The organism is bacterium, assembly GCA_022616075.1.
In the GTDB taxonomy this organism is placed as follows: Bacteria; Acidobacteriota; HRBIN11; order JAKEFK01; family JAKEFK01; genus JAKEFK01.
In genome coordinates, this window is the sequence record JAKEFK010000086.1 from 25,784 (window position 1) to 45,469 (window position 19,686).

At 49.7% G+C, this 19,686-nt stretch carries 18 protein-coding genes; 6 read left to right on the forward strand and 12 right to left on the reverse strand.

Translation table 11 applies throughout. The features are described from left to right. Position 1: 1 nt before the first annotated feature. From L0156_07580 to L0156_07635, 12 genes are all read right to left on the reverse strand, one after another. Complete coding sequence (locus tag L0156_07580; GenBank protein MCI0602860.1) at positions 2-853, reverse strand: RnfABCDGE type electron transport complex subunit D; 852 nt, start codon at positions 851-853, stop codon at positions 2-4. A gap of 80 nt (positions 854-933) precedes the next feature. Continuing rightward, entirely contained in the window at positions 934-1,527 is a 594-nt protein-coding gene (locus tag L0156_07585) for an N-acetylmuramoyl-L-alanine amidase (GenBank protein MCI0602861.1), read from the reverse strand. After that, the gene (locus tag L0156_07590) at positions 1,520-2,251 is read right to left on the reverse strand and encodes a hypothetical protein (GenBank protein ID MCI0602862.1); all 732 of its coding nucleotides are present in this window, start codon (positions 2,249-2,251) and stop codon (positions 1,520-1,522) included. Before L0156_07590 ends, L0156_07585 begins: the two co-directional genes overlap by 8 nt. A gap of 15 nt (positions 2,252-2,266) precedes the next feature. After that, positions 2,267-2,560, reverse strand: a complete 294-nt coding sequence (locus L0156_07595; protein ID MCI0602863.1) for a hypothetical protein — start codon at positions 2,558-2,560, stop codon at positions 2,267-2,269. Between the two features lie 118 nt (positions 2,561-2,678). Then, entirely contained in the window at positions 2,679-3,371 is a 693-nt protein-coding gene (locus L0156_07600; protein MCI0602864.1) for a serine/threonine protein kinase, read from the reverse strand. Positions 3,372-3,414: 43 nt separating this feature from the next. After that, complete coding sequence (locus L0156_07605; GenBank protein MCI0602865.1) at positions 3,415-5,994, reverse strand: WD40 repeat domain-containing serine/threonine protein kinase; 2,580 nt, start codon at positions 5,992-5,994, stop codon at positions 3,415-3,417. Between the two features lie 87 nt (positions 5,995-6,081). Next, a complete protein-coding gene (locus L0156_07610; protein ID MCI0602866.1) occupies positions 6,082-7,461 on the reverse strand; it encodes a hypothetical protein in 1,380 nt (459 codons plus the stop codon). A 3-nt stretch (positions 7,462-7,464) separates the two neighbouring features. Further along, positions 7,465-8,850, reverse strand: coding sequence for a sensor domain-containing diguanylate cyclase (locus L0156_07615; protein ID MCI0602867.1), 1,386 nt, complete (start codon positions 8,848-8,850; stop codon positions 7,465-7,467). Further along, positions 8,847-9,851 (reverse strand): mannose-1-phosphate guanylyltransferase, encoded by a 1,005-nt coding sequence (locus L0156_07620; GenBank protein MCI0602868.1) that lies wholly within the window; start codon positions 9,849-9,851, stop codon positions 8,847-8,849. The genes L0156_07615 and L0156_07620 overlap by 4 nt, the downstream gene beginning before the upstream one ends. Further along, positions 9,851-10,249 (reverse strand): cobalamin B12-binding domain-containing protein, encoded by a 399-nt coding sequence (locus L0156_07625; GenBank protein ID MCI0602869.1) that lies wholly within the window; start codon positions 10,247-10,249, stop codon positions 9,851-9,853. The genes L0156_07620 and L0156_07625 overlap by 1 nt, the downstream gene beginning before the upstream one ends. Before the next feature lie 81 nt (positions 10,250-10,330). Then, on the reverse strand, positions 10,331-12,031 hold the full coding sequence (locus L0156_07630) for a methylmalonyl-CoA mutase family protein (protein MCI0602870.1): 1,701 nt from the start codon (positions 12,029-12,031) through the stop codon (positions 10,331-10,333). An 11-nt stretch (positions 12,032-12,042) separates the two neighbouring features. Next, entirely contained in the window at positions 12,043-13,182 is a 1,140-nt protein-coding gene (locus L0156_07635; GenBank protein ID MCI0602871.1) for an acyl-CoA dehydrogenase, read from the reverse strand. Positions 13,183-13,369: 187 nt separating this feature from the next. Between L0156_07635 and L0156_07640 the strand changes: the two genes are divergently transcribed. The 6 genes from L0156_07640 to L0156_07665 all read left to right on the forward strand — a co-directional run bounded on the left by L0156_07640 (position 13,370) and on the right by L0156_07665 (position 19,574). After that, complete coding sequence (locus L0156_07640; GenBank protein ID MCI0602872.1) at positions 13,370-14,827, forward strand: radical SAM protein; 1,458 nt, start codon at positions 13,370-13,372, stop codon at positions 14,825-14,827. Beyond that, positions 14,828-15,493 carry an HAD family phosphatase gene (locus tag L0156_07645; protein MCI0602873.1) on the forward strand — a complete coding sequence of 222 codons (666 nt, stop codon included), beginning with the start codon at positions 14,828-14,830 and terminating at the stop codon, positions 15,491-15,493. Continuing rightward, positions 15,466-16,440: a hypothetical protein gene (locus tag L0156_07650; protein MCI0602874.1), complete on the forward strand. Its 975-nt coding sequence runs from the start codon at positions 15,466-15,468 to the stop codon at positions 16,438-16,440. Before L0156_07645 ends, L0156_07650 begins: the two co-directional genes overlap by 28 nt. Next, entirely contained in the window at positions 16,412-17,716 is a 1,305-nt protein-coding gene (locus tag L0156_07655; protein ID MCI0602875.1) for an aminotransferase class III-fold pyridoxal phosphate-dependent enzyme, read from the forward strand. Before L0156_07650 ends, L0156_07655 begins: the two co-directional genes overlap by 29 nt. Next, positions 17,713-18,453 (forward strand): SDR family oxidoreductase, encoded by a 741-nt coding sequence (locus L0156_07660; protein MCI0602876.1) that lies wholly within the window; start codon positions 17,713-17,715, stop codon positions 18,451-18,453. Before L0156_07655 ends, L0156_07660 begins: the two co-directional genes overlap by 4 nt. Positions 18,454-18,518: 65 nt before the next feature. Beyond that, complete coding sequence (locus L0156_07665; protein MCI0602877.1) at positions 18,519-19,574, forward strand: hypothetical protein; 1,056 nt, start codon at positions 18,519-18,521, stop codon at positions 19,572-19,574. Positions 19,575-19,686: the final 112 nt, after the last annotated feature.

Genomic DNA, 19,686 nt, shown 5'->3' on the forward strand with positions numbered 1-19,686 from the left:
TTTACCTCCCTATGATTCGTGCGGCCGGCGCCGCAATCGATGCCGGCTGAAAAATCCATTGAAACCGTTTCGAAGCCCACAAACGGTCGAGCAACACCGTGATGGGTGATAACACAAAGAGAGCCCAGAAAACTGCTGTCGGCAAAAAGAAATAGTTTCGAAGCACAAAGGTGAGCCCGGCGACCAGTGCGGCAAATAAAATCCGTCCACGAATATGATCCGGAATCGCACGCGGATCAGTAATCATGAAAAAAGAAAACAACAACAAAGACCCGCTGGTCAATCGATGCGCATAAACGTCCCACGTCCATCCCAACCAGTAGTTTCTCGCCGCTTCCAGAAACGCATAAGCAAGAAGAAACACAGCGGTTGTATCCCAGCGTCCCACTTTTTTGACAACAAGGAAACCGGCTCCGACAAAAAACATAGCAAACCAGACCTCCTCTCCCCATTGTCCTGGAGTGACCCAGCCATCAGCAGTTAAAAGGAGAACCGCGATGATTCCAAAGTTGGAGGGATTGAAAAAATGTTTACCGCGGTATCGCAACACGAACTTGCTGAGAATTGAAATACTTCCCGCAAGAGCCATCGTCATCCAGGAGTTTGCCCTGAGCAAGAGGCAAAGACTGACGGCGGTGATAAGAGCGCTGCGAAAGGAAGGATGTTCGCTGTACCAGATACGGTCAGCAATCATTTGAACCAGGAGCGAACTCAAAATGGCTGCGGCAACGCAATCCCACCGCAATGTGAAATCCCGGGCCCAAATTCCTAATGTAAGGAAACTCAACAAAAACAAAATCTGAAAATCCCGCGGATCTGCGAATAATGTCGAAGCGAATGCTTTTTCATTCATAGTTCATGATCAACGTATCGCGGACGTCCCGTCCGCTCCTTGCGGCGCGAGACGCCCGCGTTACATCGTTTACCCATCTATTATGAACGTCTCTTGACCTCAAAGGCTTTACACAGATCATCCCACCAATTCGAGATTTGCTCCCAGGGAAAAAGTGGCCCTGGATCCACTTTACGCCGGATTTGAACGAGAGGATCATCGTCAGCAGGAATCCAGTTTGTATCGAGATCCGAATGTCTGGTGAGCCGGTGTATTTGAGGATAACGATGTTTCAGCACATGCAAAAGATTCTGAACTGAATCCACTTGCTCCTGTGGATAAGGTTCCGTGCAGGTTTGGTGTGTCGAGTAGAACCAGTTGGGAAACCGTCCCAAATTTACCACTTCAATGCCCAATGAATTTTGATTATGTCCGATCACATGGCGCGCAACCCGGTCATCCTGCACATACTGATAGATTTTTCCATCGCGATCTACGTAATAGTGCCCTGAAAATCCTGTTTGAGTTTCCGGCAAAACAATTCTTTTGCCGAACTCTCGCGCCATCTGCAGAGTCGGCAGCTCCGTGCAATGCAAAACGATTAGATCCAGTTTGTCCGTGCCCCTTCGTTCCAACCGATCGTTATAAGGAAGCAGATCTTCGCTGATTTGTAGATCGGGATGGATTTCACTCATCGCTTCGTTCCAGCATAGGGGGGAGTTTGGGTTGAGTTGCGGGGGGAGCCAATCCGAATCGTTGATACAAGTCCGGCGGAAATAGTCTTTGCACGGGGCGTCCAAATTTCAAATCTTCTTCGACGTTTACCAGACTGTTATAAACCAGTTCCACCAGAGCCTCTTTCTGCCGGATCTCCTCCAGCGCCGCTTCGATTCGCTCCCGCTTTTCCTCCACCATTTTGAGATTCTCTTCGATGACTTCACGCGAAGCCACTTCCCTGGACTGCCTTAATTGCTCCCGGTATTCCCGCAGTTGAATGCTTACATTTTTCTGATTTTGCGGCGATGCAAAATCCTTAAGACGAATCAGATCACTTCGGACCGAGGCGAGATTTTCACGCATCAAAATTTCCGATTGCAACAACTCTTCTACAGTGATTTGGTTTAATTCCACTTCGCGGTGCAGCCGTTCTATCAAGGCCTTGTAGAGATCTTCCGCCTTGATAACTTTAGCGTAGCGTTGCTCTTCTGCTTTGACTTTGTTCCGGGTTAAATTCTTGTAAGTGAAGTAACCAAGAATGGCCAGCAGAGCAATGAACACAAAAACACCCAGGTACAGCGCTCCCGCGAATAAACCGGCGATAATTTTCCAAACCGATGGCAGAGCGTAACGAATCAGAACCAGTGTTCCGACAAGTAGGAACGCCGTTCCCAAACAAGACGTTTTCGATTCGGATTTCATGGTTTCAGGATAAACCTATTCGTCACTGGTCAAAAACGCAAGAGGTAGGGAACCTGTAAAGCCTATTGAGTTTCCATCGGGAGACCATACGGGTGATCCCAGTGCGCCTGTCCGGAAAGTAAACCGGGACGAAATCCCTTTTGATAACTCGATCAACCAGAGGTTCTGGTTCGCTGATTGAGGGTCCTCCATAGCCACAACGACGCGCTTTTCATCTGGAGAAAAGTATGGTTCATAATATTTTCCCGGCTGTCCGACCGATTCGAGTGGCTTTCCACCTCGGTCAAACCAGGTCAATCGAGTGTTCACTTCAAGGTTCCATGTGCCAGAACACCGTTTCCAGAGATAGAGAATGGAGCATATCCGGTTGGACCGGGATCAGTATAGGCCTGTATGTTACGGATCAAAGGAAAGGGTTCAGATAGCTTCATTTTCCCAGGATCAAAAGCCTGGGCCAGTAGTGCCGCGTCACGAATGTAAAGCAAATAACCATTCGGAATTGGGGAACGCTGGTTTTTCTTGCTCCACTATATATATACGTAAGGGCCGCTGCAGCGACCATTAGAAATAAAAGCGCGAACGACCATGGGAGCCAGTTCTTTTTGCTTTGAGGGCGGACTGCGACCGCAGGTGCCTGCGTAGTCACTGTGCCGTCTGAAATCCATCTCAGCTGCAGCATCACATCGTGCGCCGTCTGCCATCGATCTTCGGGATCTTTTGCGAGACAAGTCTTCACTGCGCGGTCCAGTGCCGGAGGCGTCATTGGCACGATTTCCTGAATTGGTTGCGGATCTTTTTCCAGAATCGCTGCAATCAAACTGGCCTGACTCTTTCCGGTAAAAGCTCTTTTTCCCGTAACCATTTCATACAGCACGGTACCGAACGCAAAAATATCCGTTCGCGAATCGATTTCCCGTCCTTCCAACTGTTCGGGCGCCATGTACTGGAACGTGCCAACAATGCTCCCTTCAGCCGTGAGATTTTTTGCTCCTGCTTCGGTCGCAAGCGCAGAAACACCGGAAACGATCGCTTGCGCAGTTGAGGTTTGCTGGAGTTTTGCCAGACCAAAGTCGAGAAGTTTTGCTCCAAATTTTGTCAGAATGATATTTCCCGGTTTCAAATCACGGTAGACAATTCCCTGTCTATGGGCTTTATCCAGGGCGTCAGCGAAGATTTTCTACGAGATACAGTGTGCTCAGTTGGCGCTGGTAACTGTAGGCAAAGCTCGTTTCATCCCGGAAGAAAAGAATGGACCGAATGCTGGTGACACCGGTCAGGTCGGGTGGACGAACCTCGCGAAAGAGCTGTCTTTCTCCGGTAGAAATATTTACTTTGAATACTTTTGAAGGCAATACGAATCGATTCAAAACCAGAACGTTTGAACCATCCCCGGTCCATTGAAAAGGAATCTCATCCGGTTCCAATTCCGGGATGGGTGTCACTGCTTGCGTAGCTAAGGCAAACGAAAAACTTTTCCCTTCGGAATTCTGCATCAACAAAAATTCCCCGTCCCGCGAAATTGCACTGAATGGAGTGGCGCGCAGCCCTTTCGTTGCAATGAATCCTGGCTTCCCACCGTCAATATTTTGCATCAACAGGACAGTTTCTGCCTTGTTTTTTAAACCCATGGCGAGGACATTTTTTCCATCCGGCATGGCTGCTATCGTAAACACGTCAGAATACTCAGGGTACTCAAAAGATCGGGCGTTGCCGGCGCCTGTCGGCACCAGAATAATCTTCTGTGCGCCAACACCAGCCAATACCCACTTTCCATCCGGAGAAAAAGATTCCGGAGCGCCGCCTGCGAGTCTGACAGCCGGAGAACCATCGACTCCGCGTAGAAAAATCGTACCGCTGGGAGATTCGCTTCCTTCGCCGCGCTCCCACATCAAGATCTTTTTTCCATCCGGAGAGAAGTCGACCACTTCCGTATTATCCAGCCAGGAAAGTTCGCGTTCTTCTTGATCTTGGGCATGAAACATAAGGATCGTACGCACATCCGTAAATCCGATCAACGCTCTTCCATCCGATGCAACATCCAGGAGCTTGGTCCCGCCGGGAAATCTTTGAATCAGACGTGCGGCGCCTGACAGATCGAGCCCATAAAGCTCATGTCCGCCACCCGGTTCGTTTGCTATCGTTGTGAACCAGACTTCTTTGTCCTGTGGACCCCAGGAGATTCCAACCGGGTACAATTCTTTCGATTGTGTGATCTTCTTGCCGTTGTTATCGATGACCACCACGACTCCATTGGATGCCCCAGCACCGTGCTCAACAAAAGCGACAGCATTGCCTGCGGCAGATACACGAATCGGATCGATCCGTTTTGCGCTTTCATACAGGATTTTTCCGGGCGGGAATTCAAGATAGCTCAGATCGTTGGCCCATCGCGAAATAGCCATGGTACTTGCATCAGGAGACCAATCGGCGCCATAAATCTGCTCGGCTAGCTCACGCGGTAAGCCTCCCGTTAGCGGCACCTGACTGAGTATCCGCTTGTCACCGGGCATCAGGATCAACATTTCCCCGGTTCGTGAAATGGAGGCAATCTCTGCGTTTTCAATACCAAGCGATCGGGACTCGGCGCGATCCGGTCTGGTTTGATAAAGCTCGCGCCCACCTCCGGAAAAGGAAGCGCTGTAAACAATGGTCTGCCCATCCGGTGTAAAACGCGCAGATCCAATCGGACCTCTCCGATAGGTCATACGATAATATCCCAGCGCAGTGCCTACTACAGTTTTAGATGGACGCAATACGTAGTAAATCAATGCCGACGCAAGCGCCAAAATCAATGCAATTGCTGTGACATCGAAGAGCCTGCGCAATTTGCGGCGTTTCCCGATCGATGGAGCAGGAACGGCTGCAGCAGTATCGGATGAGCTAACGATTTCTGAAAAATGATCACGGATGCTTTGCAAGTCTCTCGCAAGATCCTTTGTGGAGGCATAGCGGTCTGCAGCGTTCTTTTCCAGACAACGTTCGATGATCCATTTCACCGGGGGCGGAACGTGAAGGCCGGCTGCAGCCAATGTCTCAGGGTCCTCCCGAATGATCGCTGCCATGGTTTCCACGGCTGTTGTCTTTTGAAAGGCACGTTTTCCTGTCGTCATTTCGTACAAGATGGCGCCAAAAGAAAAGTGATCGGACCGAAAATCGATGTCGGTTCCCGATGCTTGTTCCGGTGACATGTATCCCACCGTACCCAGCACAAGTCCTGCATCGGTCTGCGCCGATGTCGGCAATGCAGAAACCTGATCGCCGGCCGGCTGAAATAATTTTGCCAGTCCGAAATCCAGAATCTTCACATAGCCATCTTTTGTGACCATGATGTTTTCCGGTTTTAAATCGCGGTGCACAATTCCTTCATGCGCCTTTGCCAGTCCTTCTGCGAGCTGAGCTGCGATCTGTACTGCTTTACGAGCCACGATCCCACCAGTGTGGAGTATTTCGCGAAATGTTTTACCATCCACAAATTCCATGGCAATGTAAGACCGCGAATCGACGGAGCCGATATCATAAATTGTGATGATGTTCGGATGATTCAACGCGGAGGCCGAATGAGCTTCCTGCTCGAACCTGCGAAGCCGATCGGGATTCGAGGAAACTCCCTCCGGTAAGATCTTGATTGCAACTTCCCGTCCCAAACGGCTATCGCGACCACGAAACACCTCGCCCATCCCGCCGACTCCCAGCGGCGCAACGATCTCATACGGACCAAGACGCGAGCCGGATTGCAAAGTCATTTGCGACATTATAGTGATTTTGGCGCAACGAGGATACTACACGAAATCGGCCCGGATATTCACGCAAAACTCTCGCAAACCGATGAGCTATTTCTCCAGTCTCGTCCTGGCAACCGGGCTGGGAATGCCTTCTCCGGTGATAGCTTCCAGGAAATACGCAGCACCGCTCTCGGAATCAACAAATACGTAATGCACCCCCGTCTGCGAATCAATACTCGCCGGTATGGGAAATGAGTTCAATCGCTCCTTTGCGTCATTACTAATACGGTAGAGGTTCCAAAAGGCTACACCGTTTTCGCTGGCAGTTTTCCATTCGAGCTGAACGCCTCCGTCCTCTCCCGCGTTGGCGCGGAAGTATTCGAGGTCCGCAGGAAAGTCGAAATCAAATTTCGTCGCAATCGTCCCACGAAGCGTCTCAGCAGACCCGTTCATGATAATCAGCTTGAACCGCGCCATCTCAGTATAGGGCACACCCACCGACCACGACTCTCGCAGCACTGGTTTTATAGCGATGGTGCCCTCTTTTTCTCCCACGGCAAAGTGAATCAGAGCGGCGGAATAAGATGCTCTTCCTGTTGGCGTAAAAGTGAGATGCATCCCCCCACCCGCACTGCCGTTCCGAATATCCTGGATTACAGCCGCTGAATACGGCTGAACTACTATTTCTGTAATACTATTCTTGGGCATAGTACCGGATGGAGTCCCCAGAAAGTAATTCAGGAGATAAGAATCGAGCGAAGGGAGATGATTTAACTGAAGCACCCGTCTTAAAGTCTCGAGGGCGCGTTCTTCGCTCGCAAAAGACCATTGTTCCCAGGTTTGGCGGATCACGTCACGATAGGTGCGTGAAACCAGATCCAGCATTAAGGAGGCTCCCCGGGCGAGATCCGGAGAATCGTCATCCAGGGGAACTTGCGGCGCAAACCGCCGAGTGTGTTGCGCAAGCCGAGTGCGAAAACTCGGTTTGCTGAACTGTCCCTCCATCCAGCCCGCTGTAGCCTCATAGAACCAGTAGTCAGTCACAGAAAAGGCCTTTTGTGCAGAGCGATACATCAGTTCCGACGCATGCGCTAGAAAATGTATCCAGAGAGCGGCAAAATCCCGGGCAGCCAGAACATTTTCATTCAAAACCACAATCGGACCCGGCAACACAGTGCCTGTGAATTCCGGAAAGCCGGAAACAAAATACACATCCAGCACCGGACGATTCATCTCTTGCCGTGTCGATGGAATCTTCCAACCAAGTTCCGTTTGCAAAAAGTACGCTGAGCGAGCAATTATCTTCTCGTTCTTTGCCACCGCTTGAGGATCATTTGAATAGATCAGAAAATCCTGAATCCGGACCGGTTTCAGATTCGAAGGGATTTCAACCTTTGCTTCCCGCAAAAATGAGCAATCCGGATCCACGGAATCGGCGTACCCGAGAGTGACGATGAACAAGAGAAGGAAAAGAGCAAGAACTTTCATGAATCAATGCTGGTTTTTCATCAGAGGAAGGTCCTGCAACATGCGCGTATAATCCTGAATTACGTGTTCCAGATCACTCTGGCGATTCACGAGTTTCTGCAGCAAACTGATCACATCCGCTATTTTGTTAGACGCCGGATCCAGTTGATGGATCTGATTGTTCATTTGAACGGCCATGATTTTCAGATGATTGACCTGTTCCAGCAGATCCTTCAGGATATCGATCGATTTACCGACAATGAAATCTATCTCCTCAGACACATCCCCGCGATTTTCGACTTCCATTTTTTCGAGAAGCTCCGCCAGGCTCATTTTGTTTGCGACGACGCCATCGAGAGCAACCTGCCCAAACAACTCCAGCATTTCTTGCTGTCCGTAAAAGAAACTGGTATTTCTGCCAAGCTGTTTCGCTTTGTACAGAGCCACATCGGCCTTTTTCAACAACGATTCTACGTTGTTGACATGATGCAGTGGATAGCACGCAATCCCAATGCTGATTGTGGTACTGGATTGCACACCCGGAAAAACAAGCTGTGAGCAAGCGGCCCGGATTTTTTCTGAAACACGATAAGCATCCTGAAAAGTGACTTCCGGCAAAATGATTGCAAATTCGTCTCCACCCAGACGGGCAAGTAAATCGTAGGTTCGCAGGTTCCGCTTGATCATGGTGGTTATCTCTTTCAAGACGGTGTCCCCCAGCGGATGTCCGTATCGATCATTGATCTCTTTGAACTGGTCCACATCAATCAACAACAGCGCGAGAGGGCTTCCTTGCCGTTCAGCGCGCGAAAATTCCTCGCGCACGCGCTGCTCGAAATAGCGCCGCACGTAACATTTTGTGAGCTCATCCATGATGGCGAGCTCATAGAGATGCGCATTTTCAATTGCCATTCCGGCAAGCGTGGCAAATGATTCCAGCAAAGTAAGATCTTCTTTAGAAAAAATGTTGCCGACCGAGCGATTGTCTACGTAAACGGTCCCGATGATATCGCCATTCTGTTTTGCTATCAGGGGCACACACATCAAACTGCGAATCTTCAAGTTCATCACGCTATCCGTTTTCGAATACGTGCCGTCTTTGATCACATCGCGGCTGAAGATGGATTTTCCCTTATTGACCACATCGCTGACAATGGTTTTGCTGAATAAGATAGCGTCTTCCAAAGTGGAAGTATCCACGTTTGCTGTGGAATTGGCGATGCGCATCTCTCCGGTGATCGGATGCCGCAGAATAATCAGCGCGCGCTCTGCCTGAATCTCCTTTGCCAGCACATCAATGATCTTGCGCAGCAATTGATCCAGGTCTGTAATGGTAACAAGGGATTGTCCGATTTCGAGGAGACTCTTGTATCGATCTGCTTCACGTTGCCTCGCGATCTGGTCCTTCATGATGGTAGTTTTGCGAGTAACTCCTTTAACCGATATGCGTAATCCTTATGACAAATAAGGATGTGGTCTCCCCGCCGTATTACGACTAAATCCTTAATCCCCGCAGTCACCATTGTAAGAGATTCGGCATACAGGATGCAATTGGTTGTTTCAAGTCCCACATGGCTCCCCCAGACAAGGTTTCCCGCTTCATCGGTCTTGAGAATACGGGGAAGCGAGTTCCAGGAGCCAACATCATCCCAGCGAAAGGAGGCCTTAACCATGGCAACGGAGTCCGCTTTCTGCATCACTCCGAAGTCGATGCTGATGCGGGGAAGCGTTGCATAGCTTTGATTCGACTTCAGGCCTTTCCATAAATCAGGCAAATGCTGCTCAAGAAGCTCTTGAATGCGAGACACGCGCCACAGAAAAATGCCACTATTCCAGTAGTACGATCCCTGTCGCAAATACTCTTCAGCCCGAGCACGATCCGGCTTTTCAACAAAGCATTCCACGTTATAGAGATTCGGTGAGAGCGGCGATCCGGCTGCCTTCAGATACCCATAACCCGTTTCCGGTCGATCCGGCTGAATCCCAAACGTCACAGGTCCGCCGTGACTCTCGGCGAAATCGTTCGCCAGCCGGATATCATTCGCAAACAAGTCTTGATCCGGAATCAGATGGTCGGCAGGAAGCACGAGCATCAGAGCTTCAGACGGGAGATGCAAGGAAGCAAACCCGATGGCCGCCGCGGTGTCTCGCCCGGCCGGTTCCAGCAGAATTCGTTCGGGCTTCATTTCCGGAAGCTGCTCTTTCGAAATCTTTTCATGCTGCTTCCCGGCAACCAGAAGAATACGGTCAACGGCAACAAATGAACGGGCGCGGTCAAAAGTTTGCTGCAGAAGAGACCGGTCGGAAAAGAATTTCAGGAATGGCTTTGGATTTTCTGGAGTGCTTAGCGGCCAGAATCGTTCCCCTTTTCCACCTGCAAGGATGACGGCAAATAAATTTTCAGTGGACATCAATCCTGGCGGACATTCTCTTTAACAAAATTGACAATTTCATCCAGCGAGCTGCCCGGCAAAAAGATTCCCTTTACCCCAATCTTTTTTAACTCCGCGATGTCCTGATCCGGAACGATTCCCCCCATAAAAACCATTACATCATCCATCTGATTCTTCTGAACAAGCTCCATGATTCGCGGCATCACGTAGTTATGCGCGCCGGAAAGTATAGACACTCCGATTGCGTCGACGTCTTCCTGGAGCGCAGCCTGCACGATTTGTTCGGGAGTCTGGCGCAAGCCCGTATAGATCGCCTCCATCCCGGCATCGCGGAGGGCTCTCACAATCACCTTCGCGCCGCGATCATGGCCGTCCAACCCAGGCTTAGCAACCAACACTCTGATCTTTTTTTTCATAACTTTTTTTACAGAAGTTCGCAAAGATCGCGAAGATTTTTAAATTCTTTGCGTGCTTTGCGTCCTTCTGTTCAAAATTCCTTAAACAATTTCTGGTTCAGTATACTCGCCGAACACATCCCGCATGGCATCGCAGATCTCACCGAGCGTTGCATACGCTCTCACGGCATCGTAAATCGGATACATCATATTCGCAGTTCCGCGCGCAGCTTCCCGCACACGATCCAGTGTACGCGATACCTCATCCTGATCCCGTGATTTTTTTAAGGCCTGTACACGCTCGATCTGCTCTTTTTCAATATTCTCATCGATGTAAAGAGTTTCCAGCAGCTTCGGATCGTCGTCCGTATAGAACTGATTTACACCTACGATGATCTTCTCGTTTCTTTCACAGGCCCGCGCATACTCGTAGGACGCGTCCGCGATTTCCTTTTGCGGGTAACCGCGCTCGATGGCCGCTACCATGCCTCCCATAGAATCGAGCTTATCGAAGTAAGCGTAAGTTGCGTCTTCCATGTCTTTGGTCAAACGTTCCACAAAATAAGATCCCGCCAAAGGATCTACCGTATTAGTAACACCGCTCTCATGCGCAATAATTTGCTGCGTGCGGAGCGCGATGGTAACCGCTTCTTCTGTGGGAAGCGCAAGAGTCTCATCCAGTGAATTGGTGTGCAGCGATTGGGTCCCCCCCAGCACTGCCGCCAGCGCCTGGATCGCAACACGGACAACGTTGTTGTACGGTTGCTGTGCAGTCAGAGAACAGCCGGCTGTTTGCGTATGGAACCGGAGCAACCAGGAGCGAGCGTTCTTCGCTTTGAAACGCTCTTTCATCACGCGCGCCCAGATCTTCCTTGCGGCGCGGTACTTTGCGACTTCTTCAAATAGATCATTGTGCGCGTTAAAGAAAAATGAAAGTCGAGGCGCGAATTCATCAATTTCCAGGCCCGCTTCGAGTGCCCATCGCACATATTCAATACCGTCATAGAGAGTGAACGCAAGTTCTTGAACGGCCGTGGAACCGGCTTCACGGATGTGGTATCCGCTGATGCTGATGCTGTTCCAGCGGTGCAACTCCTTTGCGCAATAGCTAAACGTGTCGACAATCAGCCGCATGGAAGGACGCGGAGGATAGATGTAAGTTTTTTGCGCAAGGTATTCTTTGAGAATGTCATTTTGAATTGTTCCCGATAAAGATTGGGCATTGCATCCCTGTTTTTCGGCAGCAGCTCGATACATCGAAAGCAGGATGGTGGCGGGCGCGTTGGTGGTCATGCTTGTGGTTACGTGATCCAAAGGTATTCCACTGAACAACGTTTCCATATCCTGCAAAGAATCAATGGCAACTCCGCACTTGCCCACTTCTCCGCGCGAATTCGGATGATCGGAATCATGACCCATCAGAGTGGGAAGATGAAACGCAATGCTCAAACCGGTTCCGCCACTGGAAACGAGGTAACGCAAACGCTCGTTGGTTTGCGCAGCAGTTCCAAATCCGGTGAATTGCCGCATTGTCCAGAGTTTGGAACGGTACATTGTCGGATGAATGCCGCGCGTGTAAGGATACTCACCCGGCCATCCGATCTCTTTGTTGAAATCGATGCCCTGAACGTCCGCAGGCGCATAAAGATTCTTGATCGACATTCCTGATACGGTCGTAAACGGAATCTTTCTTTCCGGCATCTTTTTCAAGGAAGGATCGTGCGTCTCTTTTTCCCACCGCTTCTGTTCAACCGTGGTCTCATCACTCTCATTGATCACGGCCGTGTTCTTTTCGTTTTTCATAAAATTCCTCCCTACTTCAGGAGATGCCTGGCGATTACAATTCTCTGGATCTCAGACGTTCCTTCATATAACGTCGTTACTCTTGCATCGCGATAAAATCTTTCCACCGGGTACTCTTGCGAATAACCATAGCCTCCATGAATCTGAATCGCGCTGTAAGTCACCTTGTTCACCATTTCCGAAGCAAATACTTTTGCCATTGCCGCTGCTTTCGTAAACGGTTTTTTCTTCTGGCGTAAATCGGCTGCATAATGCGTAAGCAAACGCGCAGCTTCTAGTTGAGTAGCCATATCGGCAAGCATAAACTGAATCGCCTGAAAATCCGCCAGGTGTTGATCGAAGGCGGTTCGTTCCTTCGAATACTGTAGAGACGCTTCGTAAGCTGCCTGAGCGATGCCGCACGATTGCGAAGCAACGCCGATTCGCCCACCATCCAGCGAAGTCATCGCGATTTTAAAACCGATCCCTTCGTCACCCAATCTGTTTTCAACCGGCACCCTGCAATCCTCAAAAATGATCTGGTTTGTAACGGAGCCTTTCAATCCCATTTTAGGCTCATTTCGCCCCATCTTCACGCCGGGCCACTTGGTCTCGACGATGAAAGAGCTGATGCCATGCGAACCCGTGCCAGGATCGGTGTTTGCCTGGACGATCAGAATCCCGGCTTCCTGGCCGTTCGTGACCCAGTTCTTGGTGCCATTCAAAACGTAAAAATCCCCTTTTCGGATTGCCGTGGTTTTTTGAGCGGTTGCATCGGAACCCGCGTTCGGTTCCGTCAAAGCAAACCCTCCCAAAATTTCACCTTTCGCGCAGGGAATCAAATATTTTTGTTTTTGCGCCTCATTGCCGAATGCATAAATTGGAAAACAGCATACCGAGTTGTTCACGCTCATCGTAATGGCAACGCTTGCCGAAACTCTGGACAGTTCTTCGATAGCGAAACTGTAGGAAATTTGATCGGCTCCCGCGCCTCCATACTCCTCAGGAATCGCGAGCCCCATCAATCCCAGCTCTCCCATTTTCTTGACAAGATCACGCGGGAAAACGCCTTCATAATCAATGGATTGAAGACGCGGTCGTATTTCCGCTTCGGCAAAATCGCGTACCATGTCGCGAATCATGAGCTGCTCTTCGGTGTATTCGAACTTCATGGGTAAGGTAGTAACTATAAACCGAATGCGTCTATCCCGGCAATGGTTGTAAGCAAGGTAGTGCGGGCGTCCCGCCTGCAATTCGCGCAGACGGGACGTCCGCGCCACTTCGCGGTTTTTTGACTTGATCCTCATTTATCAAATAACATCTTTGTAACTGACAGGGCGAAGCTGTAGGAGGCCGCCAATGCAAACATCTACTGAAAGAGAGAATCGTCCATACACATTTTTCAAAATGACCATGAGCACGTGTCCGGAGTGTTTGAAAGTCATCCAGGCGCAGGTTGTATTTCAGGAGGGGAAAGTGTACTTCCTGAAATTTTGCACGGAGCATGGTCATAGCAAAGCGCTTGTAAGCGAAGATGCTGAATATTATCAGCGCGCATTTTCCTTCATTCGTCCCGGGAGCGTGCCGAAACATTTTTCCACCGAAGTCAAAGCTGGATGTCCGACCGATTGCGGGCTCTGTCCATCACACCAGCAACACACCTGTCTTCCCATCGTGGAAATCACCGATCATTGCAATCTCGAATGTCCGATCTGCATTGTGGACAACCAGTATTCAAACCACATGACGCTGCAGGATTTTCAAGGAATCATTGATCTGCTTTTGAAAGCGGAGGGAACCTTGGAAACGATCACGCTGAGTGGCGGCGAACCCACATCCCATCCGCAGTTTCTCGAACTGGTTGATATGGCCACTCGACCGGAAATCGGAAGAGTGTCGGTGGTCACGAATGGAATCCGTCTTGCAAAATCGCGCCAGTTTTGCGAAGAGCTCAAGAAAAGAAACGTTTACGTAATCCTGCAATTTGATGGATTCGATGACGACGTGCAGAAACAGATTCGCGGAGTGCCGCTGATGGACATCAAATGGAAAGCGCTGGAACATCTCGCGGAATTGCAAATTTCCACGCAGATTGCTTTCGTGCCCGCCAGAAACATCAATGAGAAGCAACTCGGAGAAGCGGTGCGGTTGATGCTTTCAAGGGACCATGTGCTCTCTCTACTGATCCAGCCATTTGCTCGAACGGGGCATGGCGGCGGTGTCTTTCCCACTGATCCGATGAATCGCCTGACAATTCCCGGTGTCATTAGCGCAATCGATGAACAAACGAATGGAATGGTGGCGCGCGAAGATTTCATCCCGCTCCCCTGCTCTCATCCGTTGTGCGTTTCGCTGACTTACCTGTTGAAAATGGACGATGGCTCCTATCTTCCTTTTCCAAGATTTGTGGATCTGAAGAAGCATCTCGACCTCTTTCAGCAGACCGCAACGCTGGAACCAAATCAGCAAACAGAAAACGCCTTGCAGGAGGCGATCAATGATCTCTGGAGCGCCTCCGGTGAAATTCCTGACAGCGAAAAAATCATCAAGGCTTTACGCAGGGCTTTGCTGGAAATGTTCCCGAATCGAAAAGTGTCGCGCCAGGAATTGATCCGGCTGGCTGAACGGCAGGCAAAAACCATTTTCATTCATCACTACATGGACCGTCATGATTTCGACTTGGAACGTTTGATGAAGTGCTGTCATCATTATCCCCAGATTGATGGACGGATCATTCCCGCGTGCGGCTTCAACATGTTTTATCGCGGCGCAGCTAAAGGGGACAATGTAGCGCGGGCGTCTCGCCTGCAGAGCTGAATGATCAAAGCAATCTTATGGGACAACGATGGCGTTCTGGTTGATACCGAACACCTGTATTTTCGGGCAACCCGCGAAGTCCTTTCTTCGATCGGGTTCGAGTTGACCCAAAAACAATTCATCGAACTCTTTCTCATCGAAGCGCGAGGCGCCTGGCATCTCGTGCAACAGATGGGCTTTTCGCCGGAAGAAGTGGAACAGCTTCGCCAAACAAGAAACAACCTCTATTGTGACTTTCTGCTGCAAGAAAAACTTTTGATCGAAGGCGTTGAAGAAGTGCTTGCCAAACTGCACGGCAAATACAAAATGGGGATCGTGACAAGCTCTTTAAAGGAACATTTCGACATCATTCATCGTTCAACCGGACTCCTGAAGTACTTTGACTTTGTCGTGGCCTCCGGAGATTACATCAAATACAAACCGGATCCTGAGCCTTATCGTATTGCGGTTCAGAAAACAGGATTCTCCGCTGAGGAGTGCATCGCCATCGAAGACTCTTTACGCGGCTTGCTTTCCGCGGCTGGCGCAGGAATCCGATGCTACGTGATTCCGAACCGGCTCACGCAAAAAAGCGATTTTGCTTCCGCATTCAAAGTGCTAAATCATGTTCGCGAAATACTGGAAGAGTTGAACCAACCTTGCGACCAAACGGCTTCATCATCGTAATTGATCTTGCGTTGCAAAAGATCAATTCTCCGGTACTTAACAAATACAGAAAGGGGTTGATCCTTGGAGCATTTCGGGAAAACGTTTACTATCTTCCCGGCATTCGAATGGTCTCTTTGAATCCTTCCATCAGTCACTTTTATCATCCCAATTTGCCGGGAGGAATCATTCCATTTTTGTGGCCGGGACCGCGGTGGATGGGAAACTATCATTTCCAGCGCGCCATTCAAGAGCTCCGATCGAATCGCGTGTCTGCTGCATTTGTTCAGCTCGGACGCGTATCGCACCTTCTGACCGATATGGCCTGTCCCGTTCATGCGCAAAGCGTTTTTCATTCCACCGATCCGTTCGAATGGGCCGTGGAAGCAATGAAAAATGAATTGCGGTCTCTCGAAATCGCCGAATCGGCGCGCGAAAAAACGGCAAGTCAACTGATCCAGCAAATGGCGCAATTTACACAAGCGTATCCCGCAGAAAAAGTGAATAACCCGTGGGGCTACGCTCTCAGAAAAGTTGGTGCGAGAAAAACTCTCAACACCGATATCGTGAGGAAACAGGTTAGAGAATTAATTCCCGTTGTTGCAAGTCACACCGTTTCGCTCTTCAAACTTTTTCTGGAACAGATCCAGGCAATGGTCGCGCAAGACTGTCTAAAAACGCTTGTAGCGCGGACGTCCCGTCCGCAAACGCCACGCAGAACCCATGATGTTTTTGCGGGCGAGACGCCCGCACCACCACAAGTCGGTTTCCCTCTTGCGTTTTTAGACAGTCTCTATATAGAACAAGATCCTCTTCCTGAAATTCTGCGTTCGCTGGAGATGACTCCGGTTGGTTTGCGGAAGTGGTTCGCACAAATGCGGCGCTTTTGCATGAAGCATGGCGGTAAAAAATATTATTCTGAAATATTGGAACTAATCGATGAATGTGAAAGCATGGTCCGGCTTTAGCGATTATTCGCGTCACGTAAATCCGGTGCTGGGTGAGTTTCTGAAACTATCAGGTCGTGATCAACGTTTTGTTCAAGCAACAGGTTGCACATTGATCACTGAAGAAGGTGAGGAGTTCGCTGACTGGATCGCCGGTTTCGGAAGCGTGAATCTCGGACACAACCCTCCGGAGCTTCTTCAAAAAATTGATCGCCACTTAAAAGAGAATCCGCCCAATCTTTATCCTGAAAGTCTGAATCCCTATTCGGGGCAGCTTGCAAAAGAACTGGTCCGGCTTGCGGGATCGCATTTTGAAACCTGCTTCTTTTCCAACAGCGGCAGCGAAGCTGTTGAATCGGCCATAAAAACAGCCATCGCGGCAACGGGAAGAAAAACGGTTCTTTTCTGCGAAGGAGCTTACCACGGCACAACGCTGGGCGCCCTTTCATTGATGGGAGATGGGCATTATCGAAAACAATTCGAACCGCTCCTTCCTTACGAATCCATTCCTTTTAATAATATAGATGCGCTTGCCCAGTCTCTTGAAACGATAAAACCGTGCGCCTTCATTCTGGAACCGGTTCAGGTTGAATCGGGCTTTCGAAGCTGTCTTCCGAATTTTCTGCAACAGGCTTCCGCGATTTGCCACGATTCCGGAGCCCTCTTGATTCTGGATGAAGTGCAAACAGGAATGGGCCGAACGGGAAAGCTGTTCGCCTTTGAGCACGCAAACGTCAGACCCGACATTCTCGTTCTTGGCAAAGCTCTTGGGGGCGGTCTACTCCCGATTGGCGCAACTCTGTTTCGAGAAGGACTCTTTCGCAAAGCCTACGGGAACTTCCTTTCCTGCGAAGCTCACAATTCCACGTTTGGAGGAAATGCGCTCACCTGTACGGTTGCTATGGAAGTATTGCGTATCCTTGGCGATTCTGATTTCCTGCAAAATGTGCAGAGTCGCTCCTTCCATCTTCAATCGTTGCTCGAACAGCATTTGCGAAATCATCCACTGGTTGAAAGGATTTATCTGCAGGGTCTTTTGGGTGGGATCACACTTCGTGAAGTAGATCATCCCTGGTTTTCCTGGAAGAGCTTTGGATTGGAAGGCCTGGATCATTTACCGGTCACCGGACCGCTGCTCGTTCATCGAATGCACAGGCGAAAGTTTTTGACGCAGATCTGCGCTCATCATTGGAACACTTTGCGCATCGAGCCACCACTGATTGTGAGTCCAGGTGAATGTGAGCGTTTTGTTTCGGCTCTTTCAGAAGAATTAAACTGGATCGTCTCGAATTCATGAAGCTGCTGGAAGGTAAACGCGCTCTAATCACAGGCGGATCCCGTGGGTTGGGACGAGCGCTTTGCGCACAGCTATCGTTGGACGGTGCGGATGTAGCTTTCAACTATTCTTCCGACAAAGAGGGCGCGGCAGAAACAGCCGGAGCGGTTGAAAAAAACGGACGCAAATCGCTTAATTTTCAAATATCCATTCTTGATGCGCCCGGCTTGAATGGCATGGTCAAAGAAATTGAACAACAGTGGGGTGGCATCGACATTCTCATCAACAACGCTGGAATCAGTCAACCTCTGCCAATTGCTCTGATGGAAGAGTCGGATTGGGATTCCGTGATCGATGTGAACGCAAAAGGACAATTCCTTGCGGCCCGCGCTGTGTTGAAAGGAATGATCCGCAGAAGAAACGGCGCAATCTTGAATATCGGTTCGCTCGCAGGTGTTCGTTTGCTCGAAGCACCGGTTCACTATTCCGCGAGTAAAGCCGCTGTGAAAGGTTTTACCGAGGCGCTTTCGAAGGAAGTTGCGCGCTACAAGATTCGCGTGAATTGCCTCGCTCCCGGTTTGCTGGAAGAAGGAGTCGCACAGAATCTGCCCGAACACCGTTTGCGTGAGTATTTAAAACATGTTGCTCTTCATAGAAAAGGAACACTGGAAGAGGTTGCCAAATTCGTAGCGTTCCTTGTTTCTGATCGAAACAGCTACATGAATGGCGCCACCATTATTATGGATGGCGGCTTGTAAACAAAGTAGCGCGGGCCTCTCGCCGGCGCATGCTTCGCAGGCGGGATGCCCGCGGTACTTTGATTATGTGGATTGTTAGGAAACCTTATGATCTCGCTTTCATTTTTGGTGGAGCGTTAGCCAGTCTGACAGTTCCTCTACTTGTGATGTGGAATGCGGCGCTTCTCCCGATCCTGTTCTGGACCTGGTTGCTGGTTTTCGATGGAACTCATCTCTGGGCCGCCTACAGCAGGACTTATCTTGACCGGCAATTCTGGAAAACAGATCGCAGGCTTTTAATGTGGAGTCCCGTTGTCATCCTGTTTCCCATCCTTGCGATCATTCCATTTTTCCTATCCGGCTCCATGAAACCGATTGAGATTTTTCTGGTGCTGGCGCAGGGATGGGCTTACTACCATTTGGTGCGGCAACATTACGGTTTCCTTTCTTTGTACGATCGCAAAGCCGGCATTGATCCGGTAACTCACAAAATCAACAAGTGGGCTCTTTATGTTGCACTCTGGTCAGCGTATCTGTACTTCCTGATCAGCCATCCCGTCAACAGAAAAGTTTCCGGATTGCCGGAAATACTGTTGATAAACTGGATTGCCGTGATCGTTTGCTCTGGATCTGCGGTCCTACTTCTCATTTATCATTTGTGGAAACGCAACCGTTCCACAGGTTTCTTATTTACTGCTGTTTGTATCTGTCTTTATGGAGCGATCTTTTTCTGGATTGCTCCAGGGGAACCTTTTCTCACGGGCGCGCACAATATCGTGCAAAGTTTCATGTTGATTGCAATCATGATGACGCTCTTTCATAACATCCAGTATCACGCGATTGTATGGCACTACAATCGTAAGAAATACCGTGATGCCTCCTTCGGCGCGGCAACCTATTTCAATCGAAGCTTCCTGGTATATGCAGCCGTTGGAATTTTCTTTGCCGCCTTCTATGTTGCCGCCGCCTGGTTTTCCACGGAATATCCTTCACTTTCAGGAGAATTTTCAGAACCGGCATTCGTTCCGATGGCCTTTCTTCTGTGGTGGGGCCTTTTGTTTCACCACTATTATCTGGATCAAAAAATCTGGAGACTCAGCAAGACAAAAGATCTGCAGCGACAATTGGGGATCGCTGCATGACCATGCGCGTGCTTGTGCTGGGAGGTTCGGGAACCGTTGGATCCTCGATTTGCAAAACTTTGCAGCGGGAAGGATGCAAAATCGCTTTCACATACCATCGGAACGATGAGGC

Coding starts and splice junctions, on each gene's coding strand:
- L0156_07580 (MCI0602860.1), bottom strand. CDS start 853: ATGAATGAAAAAGCATTCGCTTCGACATTATTCGCAGATCCGCGGGAT.
- L0156_07585 (MCI0602861.1), bottom strand. CDS start 1,527: ATGAGTGAAATCCATCCCGATCTACAAATCAGCGAAGATCTGCTTCCT.
- L0156_07590 (MCI0602862.1), bottom strand. CDS start 2,251: ATGAAATCCGAATCGAAAACGTCTTGTTTGGGAACGGCGTTCCTACTT.
- L0156_07605 (MCI0602865.1), bottom strand. CDS start 5,994: ATGACTTTGCAATCCGGCTCGCGTCTTGGTCCGTATGAGATCGTTGCG.
- L0156_07610 (MCI0602866.1), bottom strand. CDS start 7,461: ATGAAAGTTCTTGCTCTTTTCCTTCTCTTGTTCATCGTCACTCTCGGG.
- L0156_07615 (MCI0602867.1), bottom strand. CDS start 8,850: ATGAAGGACCAGATCGCGAGGCAACGTGAAGCAGATCGATACAAGAGT.
- L0156_07620 (MCI0602868.1), bottom strand. CDS start 9,851: ATGTCCACTGAAAATTTATTTGCCGTCATCCTTGCAGGTGGAAAAGGG.
- L0156_07625 (MCI0602869.1), bottom strand. CDS start 10,249: ATGAAAAAAAAGATCAGAGTGTTGGTTGCTAAGCCTGGGTTGGACGGC.
- L0156_07630 (MCI0602870.1), bottom strand. CDS start 12,031: ATGAAAAACGAAAAGAACACGGCCGTGATCAATGAGAGTGATGAGACC.
- L0156_07635 (MCI0602871.1), bottom strand. CDS start 13,182: ATGAAGTTCGAATACACCGAAGAGCAGCTCATGATTCGCGACATGGTA.
- L0156_07640 (MCI0602872.1), top strand. CDS start 13,370: ATGCAAACATCTACTGAAAGAGAGAATCGTCCATACACATTTTTCAAA.
- L0156_07645 (MCI0602873.1), top strand. CDS start 14,828: ATGATCAAAGCAATCTTATGGGACAACGATGGCGTTCTGGTTGATACC.
- L0156_07655 (MCI0602875.1), top strand. CDS start 16,412: ATGAATGTGAAAGCATGGTCCGGCTTTAGCGATTATTCGCGTCACGTA.
- L0156_07660 (MCI0602876.1), top strand. CDS start 17,713: ATGAAGCTGCTGGAAGGTAAACGCGCTCTAATCACAGGCGGATCCCGT.
- L0156_07665 (MCI0602877.1), top strand. CDS start 18,519: ATGTGGATTGTTAGGAAACCTTATGATCTCGCTTTCATTTTTGGTGGA.